The sequence below is a fragment of the Duganella phyllosphaerae genome (assembly GCF_001758785.1).
Lineage (GTDB): Bacteria > Pseudomonadota > Gammaproteobacteria > Burkholderiales > Burkholderiaceae_D > Rugamonas > Rugamonas phyllosphaerae.
Genome location: NZ_LROM01000040.1, coordinates 14,687 through 34,345 on the forward strand (window position 1 = coordinate 14,687; position 19,659 = coordinate 34,345).

At 66.2% G+C, this 19,659-nt stretch carries 13 protein-coding genes; 6 read left to right on the top strand and 7 right to left on the bottom strand.

Annotation, left to right across the window (positions count from 1 at the left end; translation table 11 throughout):
* Positions 1 to 151: 151 nt before the first annotated feature.
* A complete protein-coding gene (locus tag DUPY_RS02715; protein WP_070246164.1) occupies positions 152 to 1,375 on the bottom strand; it encodes an MFS transporter in 1,224 nt (407 codons plus the stop codon).
* 107 nt (positions 1,376 to 1,482) lie between these two features.
* On the opposite strand from DUPY_RS02715, the gene DUPY_RS02720 reads away from it, so the two are divergent.
* Positions 1,483 to 2,268 (top strand): helix-turn-helix transcriptional regulator, encoded by a 786-nt coding sequence (locus DUPY_RS02720; protein ID WP_070246166.1) that lies wholly within the window; start codon positions 1,483 to 1,485, stop codon positions 2,266 to 2,268.
* 141 nt (positions 2,269 to 2,409) lie between these two features.
* On the opposite strand, the gene clpB is transcribed toward DUPY_RS02720, so the two are convergent.
* The 6 genes from clpB to DUPY_RS02750 all read right to left on the bottom strand — a co-directional run bounded on the left by clpB (position 2,410) and on the right by DUPY_RS02750 (position 12,604).
* Positions 2,410 to 5,007 (bottom strand): ATP-dependent chaperone ClpB, encoded by a 2,598-nt coding sequence (gene clpB, locus DUPY_RS02725; protein WP_070246168.1) that lies wholly within the window; start codon positions 5,005 to 5,007, stop codon positions 2,410 to 2,412.
* A gap of 88 nt (positions 5,008 to 5,095) precedes the next feature.
* On the bottom strand, positions 5,096 to 5,569 hold the full coding sequence (locus DUPY_RS02730) for a molybdenum cofactor biosynthesis protein MoaE (protein ID WP_070246170.1): 474 nt from the start codon (positions 5,567 to 5,569) through the stop codon (positions 5,096 to 5,098).
* Positions 5,566 to 8,121, bottom strand: coding sequence for a DUF349 domain-containing protein (locus tag DUPY_RS02735; protein WP_070246172.1), 2,556 nt, complete (start codon positions 8,119 to 8,121; stop codon positions 5,566 to 5,568). Before DUPY_RS02735 ends, DUPY_RS02730 begins: the two co-directional genes overlap by 4 nt.
* A gap of 98 nt (positions 8,122 to 8,219) precedes the next feature.
* Complete coding sequence (locus tag DUPY_RS02740) at positions 8,220 to 8,924, bottom strand: hypothetical protein (protein WP_070246174.1); 705 nt, start codon at positions 8,922 to 8,924, stop codon at positions 8,220 to 8,222.
* A 159-nt stretch (positions 8,925 to 9,083) separates the two neighbouring features.
* On the bottom strand, positions 9,084 to 11,582 hold the full coding sequence (locus DUPY_RS02745; protein ID WP_070246176.1) for a bifunctional acetate--CoA ligase family protein/GNAT family N-acetyltransferase: 2,499 nt from the start codon (positions 11,580 to 11,582) through the stop codon (positions 9,084 to 9,086).
* Between the two features lie 32 nt (positions 11,583 to 11,614).
* Positions 11,615 to 12,604: a DUF2804 domain-containing protein gene (locus tag DUPY_RS02750; protein WP_070246178.1), complete on the bottom strand. Its 990-nt coding sequence runs from the start codon at positions 12,602 to 12,604 to the stop codon at positions 11,615 to 11,617.
* A 149-nt stretch (positions 12,605 to 12,753) separates the two neighbouring features.
* On the opposite strand from DUPY_RS02750, the gene DUPY_RS02755 reads away from it, so the two are divergent.
* The 5 genes from DUPY_RS02755 to DUPY_RS02775 all read left to right on the top strand — a co-directional run bounded on the left by DUPY_RS02755 (position 12,754) and on the right by DUPY_RS02775 (position 19,653).
* The gene (locus DUPY_RS02755; RefSeq protein WP_070246180.1) at positions 12,754 to 13,995 is read left to right on the top strand and encodes an exonuclease SbcCD subunit D C-terminal domain-containing protein; all 1,242 of its coding nucleotides are present in this window, start codon (positions 12,754 to 12,756) and stop codon (positions 13,993 to 13,995) included.
* Positions 13,992 to 17,825 carry an AAA family ATPase gene (locus DUPY_RS02760; protein WP_070246182.1) on the top strand — a complete coding sequence of 1,278 codons (3,834 nt, stop codon included), beginning with the start codon at positions 13,992 to 13,994 and terminating at the stop codon, positions 17,823 to 17,825. The genes DUPY_RS02755 and DUPY_RS02760 overlap by 4 nt, the downstream gene beginning before the upstream one ends.
* Before the next feature lie 43 nt (positions 17,826 to 17,868).
* Complete coding sequence (locus DUPY_RS02765; RefSeq protein WP_070246183.1) at positions 17,869 to 18,411, top strand: putative metalloprotease CJM1_0395 family protein; 543 nt, start codon at positions 17,869 to 17,871, stop codon at positions 18,409 to 18,411.
* 43 nt (positions 18,412 to 18,454) lie between these two features.
* The gene (locus tag DUPY_RS02770) at positions 18,455 to 18,664 is read left to right on the top strand and encodes a hypothetical protein (RefSeq protein WP_056153853.1); all 210 of its coding nucleotides are present in this window, start codon (positions 18,455 to 18,457) and stop codon (positions 18,662 to 18,664) included.
* Between the two features lie 77 nt (positions 18,665 to 18,741).
* A complete protein-coding gene (locus DUPY_RS02775; RefSeq protein WP_070246185.1) occupies positions 18,742 to 19,653 on the top strand; it encodes a hypothetical protein in 912 nt (303 codons plus the stop codon).
* Positions 19,654 to 19,659 lie beyond the last annotated feature (6 nt).

A 19,659-nucleotide genomic window follows, 5' to 3' on the forward strand; every position in this document is an offset into this window, starting at 1 on the left:
CCACGATGTGAAATCTATTTTTCGCCAGATGAAAAAAAGGCGCAAAAAGCGCCTTTATCTTGGTCCACCGATGGACTTATGTAAAAAATAATTCGCAAAAGTGACGCAACCATCCAACAACAGTGGCGGTTCAAGCGAGCGCGGCGTGGTGTCAGGCTGCCTTGGCCGCGATCATGGAACGGCTGTTGTTGCCCACGCCTATGGTCGTGAAGATGACCAGCGCCTGGAAGATGGCAATGCCGACGAACACGCCCGCAGGGTGGCCGGCATCCATCAGCGCGGCAAACATCAACGGACCGACGGCCAGGCCGGTGTCCAGCCCCGAGTACACCACGCCGAACACGCGGCCGGTGGCGTTGGCGGGCGCGGCGCCCCGTATCATCAGGTCGCGCGACGGCCCGGCGATGCCGGTGGCAAAGCCAACCAGGCCCATCAGCACGATCGCCATCCAGGCCGGCACGACCGCCGCCGCCAGTACCAGGGCGAACACTGCCGCTGCCGCAAAGGCGCCGATGATAATGCGGTCGTGGCGGCCATTGCCTGCACCGAGGAAGCCGCCATACAACATCCCCACCGCCGACGACAGCATGAAGCAGGTGTAAGCCGAGGTGGCCCACGCCAGCGACATGCCGTACAGGCTTACCAGGCTGGTTGAAGCGAAGGTTTGCACGCCAGCGAGGGCAATCGATGAAATCACGAAGAAGGCAAAGCACATCCACACCACTTTCAGGCGCAGGAAACCGAGCGCACTCGCTCCTGCAACCGCCGCCGCATCGTCCGCGGGCACAGCCACCGGTTCCGGCCGCAGGGCAAGGCGGTTCCAGAGCAGCAGCGCCAGCACGCACAACGGCAGCAAGGACGCGCACAGCAGCGCGGTGCGCCAGTCGGTACGCCCTGCCACCGAGGTCAGGAACAACGGCGACAGCGCCCAGCCGATATTGCCGCTGATGCCGTGCACCGAGAACCCGTGCGCCAGCCGCTTTTTCGATACGCGCTGGTTAAGCAAGGTGTAGTCGGCCGGGTGGAACACGCAGTTGCCGCAACCGGCCAGGAAGGCCCCGCCCATCAGCTGGACGTAGTTCTGCGCCGACGACAGCACCACGGCCGAAATACCGAGCAGCGCCACCCCGCTCATCAGCACCACCCGCGCGCTGAAGCGATCGACCACGAAACCGGCCATGGCCTGCCCCACCCCGGACACGGCAAAGAACACCGTCATCAGCAAACCAAGCTCGCCGTAGGACAGGTCGAACTCGGGTTTGAGCCACGGGATCAACGCAGCCAATATCAGGTGATAAAAGTGGGAAGTGCCGTGCGCCAGCCCTACCAGGCCGATCACACGTGCGTCTTGCCGGAACAGTTGTCGGTCATCCATCGTGCGCTCCTGTTGTTATTTTGAAACGCCAGTGTAGGTGAAACCGCGCCGTCGGATTTAAGATAGAACGACATCTTTTAGCGCAAATCCGCCACAACCTCGCCGCCATGCCAGCCCCCATCGTCACGCATACCCGGTTCGACCGCCACGGCGTCTATCCCACGCCGGAGCGCCAGGTCACCATTGCCGGGCGCAACCTGGCCGCCAACGCGGTGCTGCTGCCGCACCACCATCCGTACGGCCAGTTCACGTATGCGATGCAGGGCATGGTGCGGGTAACCGCCAACAACAGCAGCTGGATCGTGCCGCCGCAGCGGGCAATCTGGATTCCGCCCAACATGGAGCACACGGTGACGGTGCTCGAACCGACGCTGCTGCGGCCCGTATTCGTCCACGCCAGCCGCTCGCCGTTTGCCGGCGACGACTGCAAGGTGGTGCATGTTTCGAACCTGCTGCGCGAGCTGATTGCCGCGCTCGAACAACACGACGAGAACGAACAGTCGGACCGCGAACGGCTGCTGAGCGAAACAATCCTCGACGAAGTCACGCGCTGCGCGGTGCGGCCGATGAGGGTGCCGCTGCCGGTGGACAAGCACCTGAAAGCGCTGTGCGATGCGCTGATCGATGACCCGGGCGTGGAGTTGACCTTGCAGGACTGGGCCGGGCGCGTAGGCGCGTCGGAGCGGACCTTGACGCGGTTGTTCGAGCGGGAGCTGGGGATGGGTTTCGTGCAGTGGCGCCAGCAGGTGCGGCTGGCGCACGCGGCGCCGCTGATTGCGCGCGGGATGCCGTTGTCGCAGGTGGCCGCGCAGCTGGGATATGCGAGCCAGTCGGCGTTTTCGGCGATGTTCAAGAAGACGTTCGGCAGTACGCCGACGGCGTTTTTTAGCTAAGTTGTACGGAGCTCCGTCATCCTCGCGAACGCGGGGATCCATGCGTCCGTTGAACAGTGTTTGCTCGACGGCGCAGCATGTCTATGGATCCCCGCTTGCGCGGGGATGACGGCTCTGCGGCTGACTGTTAGCCGCTACCTGTTACTTGAACGTCAGCTCGCCGTTTTCCGCATCGACGTGAATCACGTCTTTCGGACCAAACCGCCCTTGCAAAATCAGCTTGGACAGCGGATTTTCGATCTGCTGCTGGATCGCGCGCTTGAGCGGACGCGCGCCGTACACCGGATCGTAGCCCGCCTCGGCAATCTTTTGCAGCGCGGCGTCGGTGATTTCGAGCGCCATTTCCATCTTGGCCAGGCGTTTTTCCAGGATCGCCAGCTGGATCTTGGCAATCGCACCGATGTTCTTCTCGTCGAGGCCATGGAACACCACGATCTCGTCGATCCGGTTGATGAACTCCGGACGGAAGTGCGATCGCACCTCGGCCATCACCGACAACTTGACTACCGACGGATCGGAATCTTCCATCGCCTGGATTTTGTGCGAACCCAGGTTGGACGTCATGATGATCACCGTGTTCTTGAAGTCCACGGTGCGGCCCTGGCCGTCGGTCATGCGGCCATCGTCCAGCGCTTGCAACAGCACGTTGAACACGTCCGGGTGGGCTTTTTCCACCTCGTCGAGCAGGATCACGCTATACGGCTTGCGGCGCACGGCTTCGGTCAGATACCCGCCCTCGTCGTAACCGACGTAGCCGGGCGGCGCGCCGATCAGGCGGGCGACCGAGTGCTTCTCCATGAATTCGCTCATGTCGATGCGGATCATCGACTCCTCGGTGTCGAACAGGAAGCCGGCCAGCGCCTTCGACAGCTCGGTTTTACCGACGCCGGTCGGTCCCAGGAACATGAACGAACCATATGGCCGGTTCGGATCGGACAGGCCGGCGCGCGAGCGACGGATGGCGTCGGACACGGCATTGATCGCCTCGTCCTGGCCCACCACGCGTTCGTGCAGCTTTTCCTCGATGTGCAGCAGCTTGTCGCGCTCGCCCTGCATCATGCGCGAAACGGGAATCCCGGTCGCGCGCGACACCACTTCGGCGATCTCCTCGGCGCCCACCTCGGTGCGCAGCAGGCGCTGTTTTGGCGGCGTGTTCTTTTCCAGCGACACGCCGTTGGCCGCAGCCGTTTCCGCCTGCTTCAGTTCCGCTTCGAGTTCGGGCAGGCGGCCGTATTGCAGTTCCGAGACGCGCTGCCAGTTGCTCTCGCGCGTGGCCTGCTCCATTTGCAGCTTGATGCGCTCGATCTCTTCCTTGATATGGGTACTGCCCTGCACCACCGCTTTTTCGGCCTTGAGGATTTCCTCGTAGTCGTTCAGTTCGCGTTGCAGGCGCTCGATCTCTTCCTCGATCAGGTCCAGGCGGCGGCGCGAGCCTTCGTCCTTTTCCTTTTTGACCGCTTCCTTCTCGATCTTCAGCTGGATCAGGCGGCGTTCGAGCTTGTCCATCACCTCGGGCTTGGAGTCGATCTCGATCTTGATTTTCGACGCCGCTTCATCGATCAGGTCGATGGCCTTGTCGGGCAGGAAGCGGTCGGTGATGTACCGGTGCGACAATTCCGCCGCCGCAATGATGGCGGCGTCCGAAATGGCGACCTTGTGGTGCAGCTCGTACTTGTCCTGCAAGCCGCGCAGGATCGCAATCGTGTCTTCCACGCTCGGCTCGTCCACCAGGATTTTCTGGAAGCGGCGCTCGAGCGCGGCATCCTTCTCGATGTACTTGCGGTACTCGTCGAGCGTGGTGGCACCCACGCAGTGCAGCTCGCCCCGCGCCAGCGCCGGTTTCAGCATATTGCCCGCGTCCATGGCGCCATCGGCCTTGCCGGCGCCGACCATCGTGTGCATTTCATCGATGAAGACGATAGTCTGGCCCTCGTCCATGGCCAATTCTTTCAAGACCGTTTTCAGCCGTTCTTCGAACTCGCCACGATACTTGGCGCCAGCCACCAGCGCGGCCATGTCGAGCGCCAGCACCCGCTTGCCCTTGAGCGAATCGGGTACTTCATTGTTGACGATGCGCTGCGCCAGGCCTTCGACGATGGCGGTTTTACCCACGCCAGGCTCACCGATCAGCACCGGGTTGTTCTTGCTGCGGCGTTGCAGCACCTGGATCGCGCGGCGGATTTCGTCGTCGCGGCCGATCACCGGGTCGAGCTTGCCGGCGCGGGCGCGCTCGGTCAGGTCCAAGGTGTATTTTTTGAGCGCCTCGCGCTGGCCTTCGGCCTCTTGCGAATCGACCTTGCCGCCGCCGCGCACGGCGTCGATGGCCGCTTCCAGCGCCTTGCGGGTCAGGCCGCTTTCGCGGGCCAGGGTGCCGGCGTCGGACTTGTCTTCGGTAAGCGCGAGCAGGACCATTTCGCTGGAGATGAACTGGTCGGCGCGTTTTTGCGCTTCGCGGTCGGCCAGGTTGAGTACGCTGACCAGCTCGCGGCTGGCCTGGACATCGCCGCCCGTGCCCGAAACCTTGGGTTTGCGGTCGAGCGCATCCTTGAGCGACTTGGTCAGGCCGCCGACATTGACGCCGGCGCGCTGCAGGATGGAACGGGCGCTGCCGTCATCCTGGTTCAGCAGCGCCAGCAGCAGGTGTGCTGGTTCGATGTATTGGTTGTCGTTGCCCACTGCCAGGCTCTGCGAGTCCGACAGCGCTTCCTGGAGTTTGGTGGTGAGTTTATCTTGCCGCATGGTGATGCTCCGATAGATTTAGGTTAGCGCACAGATAGGGTTGTACGATCACATTTTCAAGGGCAGCGGCAAGATACTTCAGACAACATCAGGCTGAGGCAGCCCCCTGCCATTTGGCCAGCGCCGCGTCGTCGCTGACGCGCGCATCGACCCAGCGCGCGCCGCCTGGCGTGATTTCCTTCTTCCAGAACGGCGCTTCGGTCTTCAGGTAATCGATGATGAATTCGCAGGCGGCAAAGGCCTCGCCCCGGTGCGCGGCAGTGGCCGCCACCAGCACGATCTGGTCGAGCGGCTTGAGCGGCCCCACGCGGTGGATCACCAGCGCGCCGAAGGTGGGCCAGCGCAATTTCGCCTGCTCGATGATGGCGGCGATCGACTGCTCGGTCATGCCCGGGTAGTGCTCGAGCTCCATCTCGGCAACCGACGCGCCCTCGTTCAAATCACGCACGGCGCCGACGAACGTCACCACCGCGCCGATCTTCGGGTTGGCGGCGCGCAGGCGCGCCACCTCGGTGGTGAGGTCGAAGTCTTCGGCCTGGATCCGGACGTCATTCAGACTCATGCCCGCTCCGAACCGCCGATCCGGCGCAGCAGCTGCTCGATGCGGCTGACCGTGCGGTCGTCGGCCAGCGCCGGCATCGCGCACAGTTGCAGGTACGCGGCGGTGGCCGACAGCGGCTTCTGGCCCGATTTGAGCGACGATTGCAGCACTTCCACCTGCATTTTCAAGCGTTCGCGCGCGAACTCGGCGCCGGAATCGACACCGGCCACGATTTCCAGCCTCAGCACTTCGTCAAGCAGCTTGGTGCGATTGGCTTCCAGCTGTTTGGCGTACGCTTCGCGGCCGGCTTCGAGCGCGGTCACACCGGCGGCAAAGCGGCCTTGCAGCGCCTTGTCGTAATCGCCGCCCAACGGTGGTAGCGCAGTCCAGCGCGCTTGCCAGGCATCGGCATCGAGTTGCTCGCCGTGCCCTGCAATCGACTGTTCCAGCGCCTGCACCAGGCGCAGCTTGTCGCGCAGTGCATTGGCCTGGGCGGCGCCGGCGCGGCGCTTGATGGCGTCGGCCTGCGCTTGCACACTGGCCACTGCGGCCTGGTAACGCTCGTTGATGCGGGCCTCGGCTGCGCGCGGCACCACGCCGGCGCCATTCCACGCCGACTGGGCGTCACGCAAAGTTTGCGCGATGGCCGCCAGTTGCGCCTTGTCTTCGCCGCTGAAGGTGGCTGTTTCCAGCGTCTTGCAGATGTCCTCACGCGCATGCAGGTGGGCCTTGCGCTCGTGGTCGGCGGCGTGCGCGGTTTCCTTGCGCTTGGCAAAAATCGCGTCGCACACGCTGCGGAAGCGCTGCCACAGCGCCTGCTCGATCTTGCGCTCGAGCGGCAGCGCCTTGGCCAGTTCCTGCCAGCGTTCCTGCAGGCGGCGCAGCTTGTCGAGCGTGTGGCGGTCGGCTGGCTGCAACTGCTCGGCTTCGGCGATCAGCTCCTCGCGTTTGGCCGCTTCGATCTTGCGCTGCTCGGACAGCGGCGCCTGCATGTGCGCCAGGGCCTTGTCGAAGGCCTGGTCGAGCTTGCGCTTTTCCTTGCGGTCGATGGCGCCCAGCCGGCCCCACACCTGGCGCAGGCGCTGCACGGCAGCGGCGACGTTCTTCAGGTCGGCGCCACCGGCGGCGGCTTCGGCCATGGCAAGGGTTTCATCGATCAGGGCCTGGGCCTTGGCGGCGTTGGCGTGGCGTTCTTCGGCCAGGTGTTTGAAGTGGGCGGCGGCCGGCGCGTAGGCGGCGGTGCAGGCGGCGTCGAACTTTTCCCACAGGCCCTTGGGCGCGTGGCCGGAGACGGCGTCGAGTTCCTTCCAGCGTTCGCGCATGCTGCCCACCTTCTGGGCCAGTTCGCTCATCGACAGGCCCTGCGCGGGCAACTCTTCCACTGCCTTGACCAGTTCTTCGCGCGAGACATTGCCGCTCCAGCGCGCCCAGTCGGCCAGGCGCTTGAGTTGAGCGCGGACGTGGTTGAGGTGGTCGGTCTGCTGTTGCGAGAGGCGAATCTTGTGATCCTTGAGCCACTTGTCGTGCTCGGCGGCGGCGTGCAGCGAGCCTTGCTCGAGGGCAGCTTCCATCGCTTCCAGTGTTTCGAGGAATTTCTTTTCTACTTCCTTCGATTGCTGGGGTTTCGGTGGGCGTTCCTTTTTGGCCGGGGGTGCGGCCGGTGCTGAGGTATCGGTGCCGGCATTGCCTGCAGGATCGGTTGCGGCATCGGTGGCGGCTGGCGCAGTGGCGCCGGCGTCAGCGGCACCGGCTGGCGCAGCAGTGGCGCCGGCAGCACTGGCTACACCAGCGGCAGGTGCAGGAGTTGCAGGAGTCGCAGCCGCAGCCGTCGCCTGGCGGGCGGCAGCGGACAGCGCGGTGCGCGCCTGCTCGATCGCCTGGTTGTAATCGGACAGCAAATGGCGTGGCAGCGCCGCGTGCTCGGGCGCCTGCTGGTAGTCGGCCAGGTCGGCAGCGTGGCGCGCCAGCGTTTGCTCGGCCTGGTCCGCCGGCAATCCGGCGTCCGGCAGCTGGCGCACCACGGCCATGGCGTCGATGATCGTGCGTTGCAGCGCGACCTGTGCCTCCAACCGAGCACCGAGCGCCGCGCGGGCGGCCGCGTACGGCTCGGCCACGGCCGGCACCGCCGACGTGATGGCCCACTGGCGGTCGAGTTCGGCAACCTGGTTGGGGGTGAGTTTTTCTTCCTTGAGCAGGCGCTGCGCCTGGTCCAGGCAAGCCTCGGCTTTTTTCAGCTCGGCCTGCTGGTAGCGGATGGCGTCGAGCCGGCCCTGCATCAGCTTGGCCACGCGGCGGTCGGTGTTGCGCATCGCGGCCAGCACCTGTTCCAGCGCGGCCTGCGATTGCACGTGCTCGGCAGCGGCCAGGCGCACGCCGGCAAATTCGCTTTGCAGGATCAGGGCCACGGCGCCAGCTTCGTCACCCGCCAGCGCGGCGGCGCGTTGCGCCTGCTCGTCACGGCGGCTGGTCGAATCCGCAGCCGCAGACGCGGCAGCGCCCGTCTCCGCTGCGCCCGGAGCATTGGGCGTGGCCTGGGTTTGGGCTGTAGTGCGCTTAAAGATGAAATCGAACATGGGGCGCTATGGAGGTGGGAGAAACCACCATCATAGCAAAGCAGGGAGAATTTGCCCGGCGGGCGTACGATTCGGGACCGTATCGGGTCATGAGCTTCTTATTTGGCAAGGGCTTCGTCAAGCAGGCCATGACGCGCCGCCGGCCGCACGCGGACCGGGCCGGTGCGGGGTGACGTTTCATCGGAGGCGTCTTCCTCGACGATCGGCAATACCTGCAGCCCAGGAATCGTGATCTGCGCGTCGGTGAGTTGCCTGGCCGCAGCACGGGGCGCCACGGCTGCCGGCGCGCAACGCTTCATCTCTTCCAGGTGCTTGTCGTGCATCATCAGCTGGTTGGCGATGGAAAACCAGGTATCGCCGGCAAACGCTGCACGGGCAATCGCAAACAGTTCCTGCTCTTCTTTTTCCAGCCGCTTCAACATCGACGAACAAAAGGTTTCGATGCTGTCGCACACCTGTTCGACGCGGAAGTCCTGCATGCCCGCAAAAATGCCCATCTTTTCCTGCAGGTTGCGAATCGCGGTGAGCGCTGACTGGTTCAAGCGGTTCAGCTCGTCTAAGAGGTGGTCGGCGCGCTCGGTGGTCTGGCGCAGCGCGGGGATCAAATACATTTCGGTCTTGCGCCAGTGACATGCCTGGTAGAGCTTGTGCAGAGATTCGCAAGCGAATTCGAGCTGCGAGAGCGTGATGCTGTTTTGCTGCAGCAAGGTATTACGGACGTATTGCTGGAACGATTGCAGACTGAGGCGGACGCTGGCTTGCTCCACCGACAGCGCGACCAGGGTATATGTGGCTGTTAACATTCTGACTCCCAAAACTGAAGTTGCGCGCCCATGGCGAGACAGCGAGAGCGGAAGAAGAAAGTGTAAATAATTCCGACACCAATGCCTTGACCCAGGACAAACCCGGCCCAAGACAGTGCATGAATTAGTAGCCAATATATAACAACCAAAAAGCGAAATCTACTGCAATGGCAGTTGCAGCCGCACCATTCCAGCTTCCTGGTGCGGCAAAACCACGCCGCCGAAATGACGCACCATTTTTTGCACGCCGAGGTTCTCGGCCAGCGCATCACCAACGATCTCGGCAGTACCGCGTGAGCGCAGGTAATCGACCAGCTTGCCGAACAGGATATAGCCTAGTCCCTGGCCCTTCAGGTCCGAGCGGATGATGATGGCGAACTCGGCACTCTGATTGGCGGGATCGATCACCGCGCGCACCACGCCCAGGGTTTCGGCGCCGCCGCCGGCAGCGGCAACGGGGTTGGGCCGGGTGGCGATGAAGGCCATGGCGCGGTCGTAGTCGATCTGGGTGAGGCGCGCCAGTTGAGACGGCGGCAGCTCGCGCATGGCGGTAAAAAACCGCAGCCGCACGTCGTCGGCATCGAGCGCGTGGAAGAAGGCCTGGTGCTGGGCCGCGTCCTCGGGGCGGATCGGCCGCAGCACGATTTCGCCGCCGCCCCACGCCACCGTTTGCTCCAGCTCCTGCGGATACGGCCGGATCGCCAGCGTTCGGCGGCTGCGCGGCGCGGCCAGTTGCAGTCGCGCGCCCAGCGCCACCACCGCGCCGCCGATGGCCAGCACCGGGTTGAGGTCAAGTTGGGCCAGTTCCGGCAGATCGGTCAGCATGTCGGCCACCTGCACCAGCGTGCGCACCAGCGCTTCGGCGTCGGCGGCGGTCTGGCCTTGCGCCAGCAGGCGCGCGATACGGGTGCGGCCCACCATGTCGCGCGCCAGCACCATGTTCAGCGGCGGCAACCCGGCGGTACGGTCGGCCGCCAGGCCGGACGACACGTCGGCCGCCGGGCCGCCCTGGCCGAAGAACACCACCGGCCCGAACACCCGGTCGATACCGATCTCGATGCGCACTGCCGCCGGCGTATGGCCGGCCAGCGCGGCCTGCTGCGGTGTGGCCAACGCGATGCCGTACGCGGCCAGCAGGCTGCGCGCCTCGTCGTCGCTCAGTATCACCGTTCCCTTGTTCTTTTCCTTGTTCTGTTCCTTGTTCTTTTCCTGCTCCTCACGGTGGGCCGCCAGCGCCGCCTTGACCAGCGAACGCGCCGCCGCCCGCGGTGGCGCTGCGGTACCGGGCACGCCGGCCGGCACTTCCATCAGCAAGGCCTGGTTGCGGCGGTATTGCGCCATGTACAAAAAGCCATGGACCGCTGTTTCCGGCGTGTCGAAAGTGGCAAGGCCAGCGTCGGCAAACTGGCGCCGCCCCCGGGCTGCCGAGGCGCCGCCCAGCCAGCATGTCAGCACATTGCGGCCGGTCGCCTGGAACAACGGCGCCAGGGCCTGCGCGATGGCGTCGGCGGCCACCATCGGCGTGGGCGCATGCAGCAGCAATAGCGCGTCGGTCTGGTCGTCGGCCAGCAGCGCCTCTGCCGCCGCGACATACAGCTCGACCGGCGCGTCAGCCGGCAGGTTGATCGCCGAGTCAGCAGCCGAATGGGCGCCAGCATTGACTGCGATCGCCATGCCCTGCTGCCCCAGGCGTTTGCGCGTAACACCGGAGAGCGGCGCCGGACGGATCTCGCCGGCTGCCAGCGCGTCGGCCGCGATCACCGCCAGGCCGGCGCCGTTGGTCAGCACCGCCAGCCGCTCACCTTGTTGCGGACGGCGCCGCACCAGCGTTTCCACGGCATCGAACAGGTCTTCGGTGGAGTGCACGCGCAGCATGCCGGCGCGGCGGATGGCAGCGTCGAACACCAGGTCGGCGCCATCATCGAGATCCTGCCGTACCCCCGACTTGAACACGATCACCGGCTTGGCGCGCGCCGCCAGCCGTCCGGCCGACATGAACTTGCGCGCCGAGCGCAGGTCTTCCACGCACAGCAAGATCGCCTCGGTGGCGGCATCGGCGGCCAGGTAGTCGAGCAGGTCGCCGAAATCGATGTCCACGTTGTCGCCCAGCGTGACGAACTGCGAAAAGCCGATGCCGCGCTGGCCGGCCCAGTCCAGCACCGCCCCTGCCAGCGCGCCTGATTGCGAGACGAACGCCAGTTTGCCCGCGCCTGCCCGCAAATGGCTAAAGCTGGCGTCCAGCCCCACCGCCGGTGCTTGCAGCCCAATGCTGCCCGGTCCCAGGATGCGCAGCTGGTACGGCTGTGCGGCGGCCAGCAGGGCTTGGCGCTGCGCCCGCCCGCTCACTTCCGTCATGACGATCACGGCGCGGGTGCCGCGCGCACCCAGTTCCTCGATCAGGCCGGCGATGGTGGCCGCCGGCGTGCAGATGATGGCGAGGTCGGGCGCCTCGGGGAGCGCCGCCGCACGCGGGTAACAAGCCATGCCACGCAATTCGGTGTACTTGGGGTTGACGGGCCAGATGGCGCCGGTCATGACAAAGCCGCCGGCGGCCAGGTTGGCCAGCACGCGGGTGCCCACGCGGTGCGGCTTGTTCGACGCGCCAATCACGGCCACCGATCGAGGAGCCAACAACCGGTCGAGATGCTTGATGCTCATGTGGCCCTCTTCATATGCTGCTACCAGGGTTGCTACCAGCGCGACCGGTGGTCCTCGGTCACGCCCATCATCTGCGTGACGATGCGCTTCGGTTCGTCCGGCGTGCCCCGCACCCAGCCGGTGAAAGTACCGACCGGTTGCAAAAAGCGGGTGGCCGCGACCAGTTTCTTGCGGTTGTCGCGGCGCGCCCCCTCGGGCGTGAAGTGCAGTTCGAGCAAATCGTCTTCGGTAAAGATATGCCAGGTCGATAGCGGATCCTTGGCATCGTACAGGAAGCGGGCCGGCGCCAGCGCGTGCACCTGGCCGTCGAGCCACAGCGCGTTCTCGTTGGCGCCAAAGTAGCCAGCCTGGAGGTTGAAGCCCATATCGAGCGTGTGCGCCGACGCCCAGCGCCACGCGGTATTGCGCGCCAACAGGCCGTTCGAGTAGTCGAAACTGGCCACGCCCCCGGCCAGGTCGTATTCCTCGCGCCAGGTGCGCACTTCGCCGGTCAATGGCATGCCCGACGATTTTTGGGTGGAATGGACCGCGCCGCCGGCCACCGCGCCCACGGCCAGCAGCAGCGGCGCATTGGGTGGACCGAATTCGGCGTCGATTTCCAGGTAGTCGCAAGCGACCGACAAGCTGAAACTGGCCGCGCCCGACGGTTCGAGTGCAATGCGGCCCTTGGCCGACTCGAAATAGCTGGCACCGCCCGAGTGGTCGGCCACCCGGCCGCGCCGGCCCAGGCGGCCATCGGCAGAGAAATTGGCCAGCATGTCGCCGTCGTTACGGTCGAACGCATAGGCAAACGCGGTGCTGGTCCAGCCCAGATCGACGATCGCCACGCCGCAAAACACGCGCTCGGTGCACAGCGCCACGTAATGCCAGCGCTTGTGGTGCAGGCGGCGCCACAGCGCGCCATGCGCGAACGGCGGCGCCAGGCCGGTCCAGTCGATCTGGCCGGTTTGCCCGGCATAGCGGCCCAGCAGCGGCTGGCCGTCGGCGCCGAGCAGGCGGGCAGGCGCTGGGGGCAAACTCATGGTGTTTCCACCGTACCGGTGTTGTTCAAGATCGATCCTTTACTCGGGTAACTGCGCACTGCCGAACGTCCGGCACACGCGATATTTTAGGCTGGCTTGCGGCCCGGATGCGCTATATTGTGTTTTTCCCGGTTGTTTATTCTTAATTCATGCGTCTGCTGCACACCTCCGACTGGCATCTGGGCCAAGCCCTGCACAATTTCGAACGTCATTACGAACACCAGCGCTTCCTCGACTGGCTGCTCGATACCATCGAGACCGAGCGCGTGGACGCCCTCCTGATCGCCGGTGACATCTTCGACAATGCCAACCCCTCGTCGGCCTCGCAAAAGCAGTTGTACCGCTTCCTGCAACGCGCGAAGGAGCGCATGCCGCACCTGAACCTGGTGGTCGTGGGCGGCAACCACGATTCGCCGGGCCGGCTGGAAGCACCGGGTCCGCTGCTCGAAGCGCACGGCACCCGGGTGATCGGCGCCGTGCAGCGCCACGCCGATGGCGCCATCGACCTCGATGCCCTGGTGCTGCCGCTCACTGGCGCCGACGGCTCGGTGCAGGCATGGTGCCTGGCGGTGCCGTTCCTGCGCCCGGGCGATGTGCCGCGCAAGACCGCCCACGACTATCCTTCCGAGAACGCAGCCGATCCCTATTTGGCCGGCATCGCCCTGCTGTACAAGCAAGCCCTGGAACTGGCGCTGTCCAGGCGCCAGCCCGGCCAGGCCATCGTCGCCATGGGCCACTGCCACATGGTCGATGGCCAGATGTCGGCCGACTCGGAGCGCCGCATCGTCATCGGCGGCACCGAGATGCTGCCGGCCGGGATCTTCGATCCGGCCATCGCCTACGCGGCGCTGGGCCACCTGCACCTGGCGCAGGCGGTGGGCAAGCAAGACCACATCCGCTACTGCGGCAGCCCGATCCCGCTGTCGTTCGCCGAGGTAGGCTACCAGCACCAGGTGCTGCGCATCGACCTCGATGGCGATGCGGTGCGCGAGATCGCGCCGATTGCGATTCCGCGCGCAGTGCAACTGCTGCGCGTGCCCGCCAGGCCGGCATTGATCGCACAGGTGCTGGAAGAACTGGCGGCACTGGATGTGCCGGACGCACCGACCGAAGAACAGCCGTTCCTGGAAGTGCGCGTGCGGCTCGATGCGCCCGAGCCGGGCCTGCGCGCCCGCATCGAGGCGGCGCTGGATGGCAAGCCGGTACGGCTGGCAAAGATCGAAACGTCGAGCGCGGCGCGCGGATCGGCAGTGGATGCGGAAGTGATGACGCTCGACCGCCTGGAGCAGCTGAAACCCGACGACATCTTCCGCCAGCTGTACCAGCAGCGCTTCGGCAACCAGGCGCCGCCCGACCAGTTGAGCGCCTTTGCGGAGCTGATGCTGCCATGAGAATTTTGCGCATCGGCGGTAAAAACCTGGCGTCGCTGGCCGGAGAATTTTCCGTGGACTTCGAGCAGGAACCGCTCGCCTCCACCGGCCTGTTCGCCATCAGCGGCCCCACCGGCGCCGGCAAGAGCACCCTGCTCGACGCCCTGTGCCTGGCACTGTACGACGACACGCCACGGCTGCTCAAGGTGTCCGGCCGCAGCATGCTGGCCGACGTGGGCACCGAGACCGTGTCCACGCAGGATACCCGCACGCTGCTGCGGCGCGGCACGGCAGATGGCTACGCCGAGGTGGACTTCATCGGCAACGACGGCGCGGCATACCGCGCGCGCTGGAGCGTGCGCCGTTCGCGCACCCGGGTGGAAGGCGCGCTGCAACCGACCGCCATGACCTTGCACCTGCTGCCGGCGCTGCAACCGATCGGCGCCACCAAGACCGAAGTCAAAGGCGAGATCGAACGCCGCATCGGCCTGTCGTTCGAACAATTTACGCGCGCCGTGCTGCTGGCGCAGAACGAGTTTTCCGCCTTTCTCAAATCCGAGGACAACGAACGCGGCGAACTGCTGGAAACCCTCACCGGCAGCACCGTCTATACCGAGATCTCGATGCGCGCGTTCGAGCGCGCCAAGCTCGAACAACAGGCGCTGCAAAAGCTCAACGCACGCCTGGCCGACCAGAAGCCACTCTCCGCCGACGAACGCGCAGAGATCGAAGCGCAGGCGGCAGCCGCCACCGCAGCGCTGCACGTGCTGGAACAGCGCAAGGCCGACCTGGAACAGGAACTGCGCTGGCATCGCCAGGCCGAGCAACTGGAACAGGACGAACTGGCCGCGCGCCAGGCCTGCGAGCAAACGGCTGCGGACGTGGCGGCGTCCGCCCCGCGCCGCGCCGCCCTGGCCAACCTGGTGGCCGTGCAGGCGGCGCGACCGCTGGCCAATGACATCGCCCGCATCGACGCCGACATCGCCGCCACCGAAGCGGCGCTGGCTGCCGGCGCCCAGGCCATGGCCGACGCCGCGCTGCAACTGGACCGCGCCAATGCCAGCCAGGAGCAGGCCGCCGTGCAGGTGCAGCAAGCGGAAAACGCGCAGCGCACGGCCGGGCCACAGCTCGACCAGGCCAAGGCGCTCGACGCCCGCGTGGAAGCAATGCTGCCGGCGTGGCGCCAGGCGTCCAGCGCCTGCGAGAAAGCCAACCAGGCAGAGGCCACCGCCAGGGCAGCACTGCAAGCGCGGCAGGATGAACGCCGCCGCCTGGAAGCGCAGGTGGAAGCCGGCGCCACGTGGCTGGCGCAGCACCGCCAATGGCAAACCCTGGCGCAGTCGTGGGAACGCTGGGATGTGCTGTTCGTGCAGGCCGGCCATGCCGCCGGCCAGGCCGAGCGTCTGAACGAGCAGTTGGCCCGCGTGCAGCGCGCCGCCAAGGCCCACCGCGACGACGAGGCGCAAGCGGCCGCCAGGCTGGCAAAGTCGGCCACCGTGCTTGAAACCCTGGAAGCACGGCGCCAGGACGCCAACGCCGCACTGGCCGCCTTCGACGCCGAGCAATTGCACACCGCGCGCAGCGGCTGGCAGCAGCATCGCGAGCTGCTGGCCAGTGGCGAAAAGCTGTGGTTCGAACTCGATGCGCGCCAGCAGCGCCACGCCCAGCTCGACGCCCAGGGCAAGCAACTGCGCACCGCCATCGCCACCGCCGAACAATTGCTGGCGGCGGCGCAGCAGGAAGGTGCCGGCCTGGCTGCCGCCTTCACCCAAGCCGAACGCTCGCTGGCGCTGGCGCAAGCCGCATCGGGCGAAACCGTGGAAAAGCTGCGCGCCGCGCTCACCGCCGATGCGCCCTGCCCCGTGTGCGGCGCCCACGACCACCCGTACCGCCACAACGACCCGGCCCAGCGGGGCATGCTCGATACGCTGCAAGCGGAAGTGGCGCGCTGCCGCCGCCAGTTCGACGCCAACGTCAGCCAGCAGGCGGTGCAACGCGCCACCGTCCAGGCCAGTGGCGAACAACTGACTGCGCTGACAGCGCAAGCCGGTGATGTAGCGCAGGCGCTGGAACACGCCAGCGCCGCCTGGCGCGACCATCCCTTGCTGGCCGATGACGGCCCGGCGCCGCCACCGGCCGAGCACCTGCGCCGCGACTGGTTCGCGGCCGAACTGGACACCGCCCGCACCAACCTGCAGGCGATCGAGCAGCAGGACCGCGCACTGAGCGCGGCGCGCGCCTCGCGCGACCAGGCTCAAGCCGCTTACGAAGCGGCAGCGGCCGAGATGAAGCAGTTGAACGATACGGCAGCCCAGGCCCGCACCGCGCTGGCGCAAGCGTCTGCCGAAGCCAAGGCGCTGGAAGACCAGCGCGGCGAAGTGATGATCACCCTGGCCGACCTGCTGGCCGACCTGGACCCGGCCTTTACCGGCGGCGACCTGCCCAACGATGACTGGAAGGACGACTGGAGCGCAGCGCCGGCGCGCTTTTACGAGGCGCGCCAGGCCGAGAGCCGGCAATGGCTGGCGCAGCGCGACGCCCATGACCAGCGCAGCACCTCGCTGGCCACCTTCGATGTAGAAATGAAAGCGCTGCACGACGCCGTCAGCCGCGCCGGCGAAGATGCGCTGGGCGTGCGCCACGCTTACGCCCAGGCCGACGCCGCACTGAGGGAAACGCAGGACCAGCGCATGGCGCTATGGGAAGGGCGCGAAGTGGGCGCGGTGGAACGCCTGCTGGCCGCCGCCATCGAACAGGCGCGCGCGCGGCTGGCCAGCCGCCAGCACGAAGCGCAGCAGGCCGCGCAAGCACGCGTGCGTGCCGACGAGGCGCAAACCCAGGCCGGCAACCGCCTGACTGCCCTGCGCACGGCGGCCGATTCCGCGCGCCGGCAACTGGTGCAATGGCTGGCCGACTTCCGGCAACGAGAACCCGGTGCCGAGGTGGAAGATCTCGAGCAGTTGCACGCACTGCTGGCGCAGCCCGCCGCCGCCATCGACACCGAACGCGCAGCGCTGGCCGCAATCGACCGCGCCGCCGACCATGCCGCCACGGTGCTGGCCGAACGCCAGCGCCAGCGCGCGCAGCACCAGTTGGCGGCGCCGCCAGCGCGCGTTGCCGATGTGGATACCGATGCAGCGGCCGATGCAACGGCCGACCCGGTGGCAGCTCCAGCGGCCCCAGTAGCCGTGCTGGCGACCGCACTCAACGCCCTGCTGGCCGAACGCAAAGCCGCCCAGGACAGCGCCGCCGCCGTGCAACTGGCGCTGGCGCAGGACGACGCCAAGCGCCAGCGCTCGCAATCGATGCTGGCCGAGATCGCGCAGCAGGAGGCGATCGAGCAGCGCTGGTCGCGCATGAGCGATTTGATTGGCTCGGCCGACGGCAAGAAGTTCCGCAACTACGCCCAGCAGTTCACATTGGACGTGCTGCTCGGTTACGCCAATGCCCACCTCAACCACCTGTCGCGCCGCTACCAGCTCGAGCGCATCCAGAATCCGGCCAGCCCTTCGCTGGCGCTGCTGGTGCGCGACCAGGACATGGGCGGCGAGATGCGCTCGGTCCATTCGCTGTCGGGCGGCGAATCGTTCCTGGTGTCGCTGGCGCTGGCGCTGGGACTGGCCTCGCTGTCGTCGAACCGGGTGCGGGTGGAGTCGCTGTTCATCGACGAAGGATTCGGCAGCCTCGATGCGGAAACCCTGCGGGTGGCGATGGATGCGCTGGACGGCCTGCAGGCGATGGGTCGCAAGGTGGGCGTGATCTCGCACGTGCAGGAGATGACGGAGCGGATCTCCACCAAGATCCTGGTGCAACCGGCCGCCGGCGGGCGCAGCACCATCAGCGTGGTGTAAATATAACCATGCTATGATTTGAGCTCCTGCCTGGGAGTTCACCATGAGCATAGGCGCCATCACTGTCAGCCCCGCCGTCAGCCAGCCCGAGCGTTTTACGCCTGCGGCGCGCGCCGACGCGCCTGCGCCCCAGTCGAACACGGCACCACAGGAATCGAGCACCACCACGCTTTCGCCCGAAGCGCTCAAAGTGGTGGAAGAACTCAAGGCCCGCGACACCGAAGTACGCCAGCACGAGCAAGCCCACCTGGCCGCAGCCGGCGGCCTGGCCATCTCCGGCGCCACCTACACCTACCAGCGCGGCCCCAACGGCGTCAATTACGCCATCGGCGGCGAGGTCCAGATCGATACGTCGCCCGGCGCCACGCCCGAGGAAACCATCGCCCGCGCGGCGTCGATCCAGGCGGCGGCTTCCGCGCCGGCCGATCCTTCCGGGGCCGATCGCGCAGTGGCCGCCCAGGCGCAGCAGATGGCGGCCCAGGCCAGGGCCGAATTGGCCAGGCAGGATGGCGCGACCGGCGACAAGGTCCAGCGCGGCTACAGCATCGCCCCCGGCGCGGCGCCCACCATCGATGTCACGGCGTGAGTGATAAAATCGCGCCTTTCGCGCCAACCTGCACAGATCAATCATGTTAAAAGCACCACGCACCCTCACCTTCAAATGCGCAAAATGCGCCAAGGCCGTCCAGGTCCGCCTGCAAAAAGTGTCGGCTTGCTCGCACATCCAGCCTTACCTGGGCGTGTGCGCCTGCGGTGAAGTCAAGCACCACGCCATCGGCCAGAAAGACGCCGTGGCGTCGTACCTGGCCGCGCCGGAAGGCTGGACCCACCACCACTGATTTCATTAAAAAAACTGCAAGCCCTCAAGTTCCGTCACGTGCGGCCGTTATAGAAGTATTATCAAACGGAAGCTGCCATGGCCACCATCCCCGCACTCGGCGCCCGCAACCTGCCGGCCAACTACACTCCAGTCGCGCCCCGGGCCGACGGCAAGCCCGCCAACACCCCCGCCACCCAACAGGCGGGGACAGCGTCGAGCTTGTCTAAGCTGTCGAGCAATGCGCTGGACATGCAGCAGCGCGTGGCCTCGCTGGGCAATGCCACGGTCGATTTCGCGCAGAACTTCGTCAACAGCTTTACCCAGGCGCTGTTCGGCGACGACGCCAAGGGCGCCACCATCGATTTCGATTCGGCCAGCCTGGAAGCCTCGTCCAGCATCGCCATGGGGGTGCAGCAGACGTCCGACGCCAACGGCGTGCGCACCCTGGCCGGCTTGAGCCTGTCCGACAGCTCGCACTTCATCGGCAAGGGCACCATCACCACTGCCGATGGCCGCAAGTTCGATTTCGAGGTGGAAGTCAAGTACGAGTTCCAGCTCGACGTCGCTGCCGGCAGCCAGACCGGCAAACCGGCCGCCGACAAGACCGACGCCAAGCCGCAGAACGGCAACCTCGCCGACCTGCCCACCGTCAAGGTGCCGAATATCGATTTCCCGGGCACGCTGGCCGACCTGTTCCAGCTGATCGGCCGCGATTTGCAATCGGCCCTGGCCAGCAGCGCCGACCAGTCCGACCAGGCCAGCGACAATATCGACCGCAACACCCTGCGCGGCCTGTCGCTGCGCCTGCTCAACCTGGTCGATAGCAAAAACGCCGACACCTACACGATGCCGTCGGCAGCCGACAAGGCCAAATCGGCCGCCGCCTACGGCGAGCAGGCGCCGGTGGACGACGTGACGATGCCGGTCAAGGCGCCGCCGGAAGCGATTGCGGAGGCGCCCGTGCTGGAAACGGCTGCTGCAGCAAAGCCGGACGCTCCGGCCAGTTAAACGCCG

Excerpts from the sequence above, each read along its gene's own strand:
- DUPY_RS02740 (WP_070246174.1), bottom strand. The coding sequence starts at position 8,924 with ATGTTAACAGCCACATATACCCTGGTCGCGCTGTCGGTGGAGCAAGCC.
- DUPY_RS02735 (WP_070246172.1), bottom strand. The coding sequence starts at position 8,121 with ATGTTCGATTTCATCTTTAAGCGCACTACAGCCCAAACCCAGGCCACG.
- DUPY_RS02720 (WP_070246166.1), top strand. The coding sequence starts at position 1,483 with ATGCCAGCCCCCATCGTCACGCATACCCGGTTCGACCGCCACGGCGTC.
- DUPY_RS02745 (WP_070246176.1), bottom strand. The coding sequence starts at position 11,582 with ATGAGCATCAAGCATCTCGACCGGTTGTTGGCTCCTCGATCGGTGGCC.
- DUPY_RS02730 (WP_070246170.1), bottom strand. The coding sequence starts at position 5,569 with ATGAGTCTGAATGACGTCCGGATCCAGGCCGAAGACTTCGACCTCACC.
- DUPY_RS02715 (WP_070246164.1), bottom strand. The coding sequence starts at position 1,375 with ATGGATGACCGACAACTGTTCCGGCAAGACGCACGTGTGATCGGCCTG.
- DUPY_RS02770 (WP_056153853.1), top strand. The coding sequence starts at position 18,455 with ATGTTAAAAGCACCACGCACCCTCACCTTCAAATGCGCAAAATGCGCC.
- DUPY_RS02775 (WP_070246185.1), top strand. The coding sequence starts at position 18,742 with ATGGCCACCATCCCCGCACTCGGCGCCCGCAACCTGCCGGCCAACTAC.
- DUPY_RS02750 (WP_070246178.1), bottom strand. The coding sequence starts at position 12,604 with ATGAGTTTGCCCCCAGCGCCTGCCCGCCTGCTCGGCGCCGACGGCCAG.
- clpB (WP_070246168.1), bottom strand. The coding sequence starts at position 5,007 with ATGCGGCAAGATAAACTCACCACCAAACTCCAGGAAGCGCTGTCGGAC.
- DUPY_RS02760 (WP_070246182.1), top strand. The coding sequence starts at position 13,992 with ATGAGAATTTTGCGCATCGGCGGTAAAAACCTGGCGTCGCTGGCCGGA.
- DUPY_RS02765 (WP_070246183.1), top strand. The coding sequence starts at position 17,869 with ATGAGCATAGGCGCCATCACTGTCAGCCCCGCCGTCAGCCAGCCCGAG.
- DUPY_RS02755 (WP_070246180.1), top strand. The coding sequence starts at position 12,754 with ATGCGTCTGCTGCACACCTCCGACTGGCATCTGGGCCAAGCCCTGCAC.